Here is a 6,621-nt window from a genome sequence, read left to right as displayed (position 1 = left end):
CTGCTCAAGCTCGGCCGCTCGCTCAATCCCTACGACCCGTACAACCTCACCCACCCCGCCCAGTACCTCGAAGGCCTGTCGACGACCACCGCCGGACTGATCCAGGCCGGTGACCACCCGGTGGATCTGCTCAAGGGCCTGGTCGGCAGCGGCTGGGGCAACGACCCCTCCGAGGCGGGCGGCAAGCTCGTCGGCAACTTCCTGATCGGCGCCGGCACCGGAGGCGGCGGCACCGCCGCCACCGTCGCCGAACGCGAAGCCGTCGCCGTCGCCGAAAACGCCGCCAAGAAGGCCGCCCAGGAAGCCGCCGAAAACGCCGCCAAGAAGGCCGCCCAGGAAGCCGCCGAAAAGGCGGCCAAGGAGGCGGCGGAGAAGGCGGCGAAGGAAGCCGCGGCGAAGGCGGCGAAGGAGGCAGCGGACAAGGCTTCCAAGGAGGCGGCCGAGAAAGCCCTGCAGGAAGCGGCGGAGAAGGCCGCTGCGGTCAAGCCGGTGCTGCCCTCACCCATGAAGCCGGCTGCCCTGCCGGAAGGCTGGACCATCAAGACCCCCGCCGAGGGCACGGCCGACGTGGCAGCCGGGGGGCCCAAGTCCGTCCCGTCGCAGCAGGTCCCTCACCCGGCTCAGCCTGCGCCGCATCCTGAACCCGCGCCGCATCCTGAACCCGCACCGGCATCGGTGGAACCTGCCAGCGCACACCCGTCGGCAAAGCTGGCTGAAGGCCCGGCCGACGGGCCTTTGGAGGGCAGTGAGGCCCACCCGAAGATCAACGAGGCTTCCGTGCCAGGCCCCGAGGCTGCGGCGGATGCAACCTCTGCGGCACCGGTAAAGGCTGAGGACTTTGCTGTTCCTTCTGATGGCGTGCACCCCATGTCCCCCGAGGACTTTGGCCGCCTGACGCCCGAAGAGCAGATGAAGGTTGCGGAGGCTGAGGTTTCGCAAGGTGCGAAGACTTTCGAGCGGAACGCGGACGCTGCCAGATATGGGGGGGACTATTGGAACGAATACTGCGAGAACCTTCCGGTGTCCCAGAAGGAGGCGCTCAGGGGGTACACGGCTTCTCCGAACCTCGTTGATGTTCCCACGTACGTCGAGATGAACGGTTACCTTCGCGGGCAGGGAGGGGGGACGCCGGAGGTTCTACAAAGCATTGCGGAAGTTGACGCCGCGATGGCAGGGCGCCCCATTCCGGAAACTTTGATGGTGGAGCGGGCGACCGATCTGTGGCATCTTAAGATGGAGCCGGAGCAGATTGTTGGGAAAACTTTCACTGAGGATGCCTATTCCTCGGCGTCGCTGGGTCAGTCACCGTTTGACAAGCAGGCGCTGTTGCATTTGAAAGTACCCGCCGGCACTCCGGGAATATGGGTCGAAAAAGTGGGTTACTTTCAAGCTGGCGAACAAGAGATCCTGCTTGGGCGGGGTGTTAGATGGCGAGCGGATCGGGTTGTGGAGGATGCGCGTGGAAAAATCCACGTGTATGGTGAGATTCTGCCTTAGGGAAGGGAATATTTGATGAGTGGCGGATGGGACAGCCCGCGTCTCAGCGAGGACATGCAGATGCGGCTGGTGGATGGCGGGCCAGTCGATTACACATTCCGAACCGAGAGGCCGGTTGAGTACGTTGCCGTGGCCAATGACGATGGCACGGTCCTCGGGTATCTCTGGGGATGTGACGCGGATGACGCTGCTGGCTGGAAGGTGCGTCGTGCGGCCGGCAGCGCGGCATCCAACGTTGGTGGGTATTGGTACATGAAGCTCCGTGACGCGAAGTCTCGGGGGCTGCTTCCGTCGCAGGCGTTGGCCGAGCTTTCTGCTGAGCCCATGGCCGGACGAGTTGGCAAGATCGTTCCTGGATCACGAACCAAGGCCGACAGTCTGGAGAAGCTGCAGGAGCTTGCTCTCCAGGGCTGGAACCCACCTGCGGCGGAGGAGGAGCAGCCGCGGAACGGCCGGCGGTGAGCCCCGGGAGCACCGCCCCACTCCTGGTGGCTGTACTGGCTCGCTCGATCGGATGTAGCGCCAAATGTGCGATCCGCCATGTATAGGAGTCACCTTCGGCGCAGGCGATAAATGGCAAGTGTATGGGGATATTTCCCCCGCTCACGGGAACCGGTAGACGGCTGAGAATCGGGGAATCCTCCTTCTTGCGGAAGACATACAAATGCGACTGGTGGAGGGCGGGCCAGTTGACTACACCTTCTGAACGGAGAATTCTGTCGAGTGCGTAGTGGTCGCCAATGCGAGCGACGGGATTCTCGGTCATCTGTGGGCCTGTGACGCCGATGACGCCGCGGACTGGGTGGGCGGCTCGCTGCTGGTGCCATCGCGATGAACGGAAGTAGGTACTGGTACGTAAAGCTGCGCGACGCCAAGGCCCGTGGGCTCTTGGCGTCGCAGGCCCTGGCCGAGCTGTCCGCCGACACCGAAGGCGGATGGTCGGGGCAGGTGGTGCCTGGTTCGCGGGCCAGGGCGGAGAGCGTCGCCGACCTGCGGGAGAAGGCGCGCGAGGGGTGGGAGCCGCCTGCGGGACCCGAGACGCCTCGCCGCCGCGGTCGCTGAGTTCCACGCGGGGTGGCCCCTGGGATCTACGGGGCCACCATGCGAGTCGGGGACTACTCAGCCCGCGCTCTCCGCGAACCGCCGGAGGTCGTGGAGGGGAAAGATGAGGGATGTCAGGCTCGCCGGGTTGAGGCGCACGTCCAGCCCTTCCAGCCTGGCGGCCAGGTCACGACCCGTCAGCCGGACGGAGCCGGCCCAGTGCCTCGGAACATGGCTCTGCGAGGTGCATGCGTCCACGCCGTCCCTGCCGTTGGCCCCTGTCGTCACCAGCAGCGCACCGGTCTCGGCGTCAGGGCACACCAGCAGTTCGCCGTCCAACAGCGCTGTCAGCAGTTCGGACGGGTTCCCCTCGCCGGACGCCAACCTGGTCAGGGCCGCCTCGGCGGTGATCCGGGCGTTGTTCCCATTCTCTGAAGCCGGCGGCGTGCTGAGCAGAATTCGCCGAAGGATGAGGGCCCGGGCTGCGGGATCGGGCTCGTTGATCAGCGCCGGGCCCGCAAGGCTCCACGCCTTGGCCGCCTGGGTGTCCGAGTGAGCGGTGAGCGCGGTGGTGACGGCGACCGGGTCGGTGTGCACGAGCAACTCGATGTCGTTCAGTACCTCGTCGGCCATGCCCGCGTGGACGGCCTGGCGCAGGACGATGCCCAGCCCTGCCGGATCGGCGCGCGTGTAGTCAGGAGCGCGGTTGGGACCACGGGGAACGGTTCCGGCCAGGGCCCGCGCCACTTCGGTCAGCTCGACGGGGGCGGTACCAGCCATGACCGTGTCCCGCAGCGGCCCCTCTGGCAGCCACCACGTTCCGCCCGCAGTGGAATCAGCAGGAAGAAGCCGGGCCGCATCTTCGACTGCGTCGGCACCTGCGATGGCCGACCACTGCGCCGAGGTCAGTGGCAGCACTGCACCGGCAAGTGCGGCGAGTGCCAACCGCGCCCGCTCTCCCGCAGCAGCCCACCATGCGGCATGGACGCTCTCGGTCGACTGCCCGGCAACCTCGGCCGGAACCGCCGCAGCGAGCCGGGCGAGGCCCGGGCTGGGGTAGACGTCCCCAGCGTCGAACGGTGATGCCCCGCGCTGCTTCCCGTACCAGGCCGAGAACCGTGCACGGTCGGTCCATCTGGGCTCGTCCAGAACAAGAGTGGCGGCGCCCGGGACGCTGTCCCACACGCCGTGCGCAGCCTCGGCCACTACCCGAAGCCCCGGCACGTCCAGTAGCGGGCCCAGTACCCGCGCCGCAATGGCCTCAGGTGCGGCCGAGCGGTTGAGATCCCACAGGAGTAGCAACCTTGGGCGGGGGCCGCCATCCCGAAGCGCCAAGACGAGATCCGAGACCGTACGTGCGTACACCCCCAGCCGGGCGGCCAGGAGCCAAACCGCTGCGTCCGCTGTCATCCCCGCCAGCGAGAGCGCTGCGTCCGGCCGCCGACCAGCTGGACAGCCGGGAATGCTGCAGGCAGCCACCAACCAGGTCAGCAGGTGGGTTTTGCCAACGCCCTGCGATCCGGACACAACACAAAGCCGGGGAGCCTTCGGGTCATCCAGCAGGTTCAGCAATGCGATACCAGCTGGCTGCCGCCCAGCCCGCAGCGGCGGCAGCTGACGTTCCGCTTCGCTCACCAACCCCCCAATTCCCAGGCCTGTATGACGCGAAGGAGTTTACGCATCTGCGGGAAGCGGAGCGACTGCTGTGCTGTAGCCTCACTGCTCTGAGGGCTGGGGGATAACGTTGCGTGACGGCGACTTGGTGCGTCAGGTGCCACCGATGACGAAGCAGGAAGCAATCGAGGCGGTCCGGGCCTATTCGTGCAACTTCCCCTCCACAACGCCGCGGACGATCGTGTTGCGCGAGGAATGGACCCGGTAGTTCAGCTGGGCGTGGCACGTCTGGTTCGAAACCCAGGAGTACCTGGACACCGGTGATCCCAAGATCCGGCCCATGTCACGCGCCTTGTACGTTCGCAAATTCGGTGGTCAAGTGGCTTTCCTGCCCAGCGCTCTGTCGGTCAGACAATCTGCGTACTTCATGGAAACCGGCATCCTCCCGCCGCCCCCGGAGTCTGAGCTCGAAGACGATCCCCGATTCCGCTGAGCACGCCCCGTGAGCCCCGGAGCACACCGGAAGCCCGCACCGGAAGTCGGTGCTGCCGACCTCCGGTGTGGGCGAGCCCGTGGAACGGCGGGCCGTCGGTCACAAATCGGTTGGTCATTCGCCGCAGCCGGCTCCATCCTCGTGCCGTGAAGGAAGAACCGAAGCACGGGATCCGCGCGGTGCACACGGCGGCCACGATCACCGTCTACCAGGCGTATCCGCCGGAGATCGGCGTGCCCGCCGCGCGGGACGGCCGCTTCCCGTCGGCCTGGAAGCGGGACCGGATGACGTGGATCAAGCCGTCGTTCCTGTGGATGATGTACCGCTGCGGATGGGCCACCAAGGAAGGGCAGGAGACGGTCCTCGCGGTCGAGATCGCCCGGGAGGGCTTCGAGTGGGCGCTGCGGCACTCCTGCCTGTCCCACTACGAGCCGGTCCTGCACACCGACCGCGCCTCGTGGAAGCGTCAGTTGCGGCAGGCCCCGGCCCGGATCCAGTGGGATCCCGAACGCGACCTGAGCCTGCGGCCGCTGCCGCACCGGTCGCTGCAGCTCGGCCTCTCCGGCGAAGCCGCGCGCCGGTACGCCGACGAGTGGATACGCGGGATCACCGACGTGACGCCGCAGGTGCGGGAGCTCCACGCCCTGATGCGGGACGGAGACCTCACGGCGGCCGAGCGGCTCCTCCCGCAGGAGACCCCCTATCCGATCGAGGGCGCTCTCCTTGCCCACCTGTGTTCCTGACGCGGCAGGCAGCGCGGTGTCGCGGTGTCGCGGTGTCGCGGTCTCGCGGTGCCGCGGTGTCGCGGAGGAACGTTTCTCCGTACGATGCCGGGTGTGATCAAGGAAAGCTCGGAATGACGGACGACGCCGTCTCCCCGCCCCGGCCGTTGGACGTCACGGCGGTCTTCCCCGAACTCGCCGCCCACGCCCGGACAGCGGTCCGGCTGCACCCCGCACCCGCGGATCCGGGCCCGCGCGACAGCTCCGCGGGAGGGCCGTTGGCCTGGCCGGAGGACGAGGCGTGGCCGACCTGCCCGGGCGGCCGGCACCTGAGGCACGGCCCGCCCCACCGCCCCGCGAACGTGCGCGGTGAACGGTCGGAAAGGTTCGCCCACCACGGTGAGATCACCTGGGAGGAGATCCCCGCGGACGCGTCGTGGCCCTTGCTGCCCGTGCTGCAGGTGCATGCGCATGACGTGCCCTGGTACGACGGCTTCCCGGAGGGCATGGACGTCCTCCAGATCCTGTGGTGTCCGTTCCAGCACGCCTACGACGATCCGGCGGTCCCCTACAACGGCATCGCCGGCCCGTGGGTGCAGGTCCGCTACCGTCGCGGCGGTGAGACGGGGGACCGCTTCCTGACGCCGCCCGAGCCGGTGGCCATCGGCGAGCCCGGCTACCTGCCCACCCCGTGCCTGCTGCGCCCCGAGCCGGTGATCGAGTACCCGCATCCCGGTGCCCTGGGCGAGGACTTCGAAACCCGGGTCACGGAATGGGAGATGGCGGCCTTCGGTCACCCCGAAGACCCCGACGACTACGACCCGCGCTACTCCTGGGACCTCTCGACGGCCCCGGGCTGGAAGCTCGGTGGCCATGAACCCTGGAACTACCAGGGCTACGACGGACCGGTGCGGTGCGACGCGTGCGGCAGCCCGATGCGCTTCGTGGCCGCGATCGCCAGCGACGAATGGGACGGGGGCACGGAGAGCTGGGCGCCTGTCGGCTCGCTCGACGGCGGTCCGGGTGAGCGGCGCCGACGGCAGGAGCCGACCGACGTGGTGGTCGGGGGACGGGAGACCATGCGGATCTTCACCTGCCCCCTCGACGCAGACCACCCGGCCGTCAGCGACCTGATGTAGCCGGACGCGGCGGGACTCCTAGGGGAATCGGGCCGGAGCTCCCGCACGGGTAGGAGCAGGGGGTGGACGGGGGAGTGGGCATGAGAGCGACGGGCAGGAAGATGCGGGCCGCGCG

Annotated in this window: 5 protein-coding genes; 4 read left to right on the top strand and 1 reads right to left on the bottom strand. The window is 68.1% G+C overall.

Features of this window, described 5'->3' with window-relative positions; translation table 11 throughout:
- Nucleotides 1–1,497: ADP-ribosyltransferase (locus ACFVHB_RS35865; protein WP_380330792.1), on the top strand; the 1,497-nt coding region annotated here is incomplete at its 5' end.
- Nucleotides 1,498–1,512: 15 nt separating this feature from the next.
- Nucleotides 1,513–1,959, top strand: coding sequence for a hypothetical protein (locus ACFVHB_RS35860; protein ID WP_380330789.1), 447 nt, complete (start codon nt 1,513–1,515; stop codon nt 1,957–1,959).
- Between the two features lie 657 nt (nt 1,960–2,616).
- On the opposite strand, the gene ACFVHB_RS35855 is transcribed toward ACFVHB_RS35860, so the two are convergent.
- On the bottom strand, nt 2,617–4,173 hold the full coding sequence (locus ACFVHB_RS35855) for a hypothetical protein (protein ID WP_380330786.1): 1,557 nt from the start codon (nt 4,171–4,173) through the stop codon (nt 2,617–2,619).
- 618 nt (nt 4,174–4,791) lie between these two features.
- Between ACFVHB_RS35855 and ACFVHB_RS35850 the strand changes: the two genes are divergently transcribed.
- Both ACFVHB_RS35850 and ACFVHB_RS35845 read left to right on the top strand, forming a co-directional pair.
- On the top strand, nt 4,792–5,388 hold the full coding sequence (locus tag ACFVHB_RS35850) for a DUF4291 domain-containing protein (protein WP_380330783.1): 597 nt from the start codon (nt 4,792–4,794) through the stop codon (nt 5,386–5,388).
- A gap of 113 nt (nt 5,389–5,501) precedes the next feature.
- Nucleotides 5,502–6,506: a hypothetical protein gene (locus ACFVHB_RS35845; RefSeq protein ID WP_380330781.1), complete on the top strand. Its 1,005-nt coding sequence runs from the start codon at nt 5,502–5,504 to the stop codon at nt 6,504–6,506.
- Nucleotides 6,507–6,621 lie beyond the last annotated feature (115 nt).

It is taken from the genome of Kitasatospora sp. NPDC127111, assembly GCF_042677465.1.
Taxonomy (GTDB): Bacteria; Actinomycetota; Actinomycetes; order Streptomycetales; family Streptomycetaceae; genus Kitasatospora.
The sequence above is the reverse complement of the archived record's forward strand: the minus strand, read 5'-3'. Positions and strand labels throughout refer to the sequence as shown.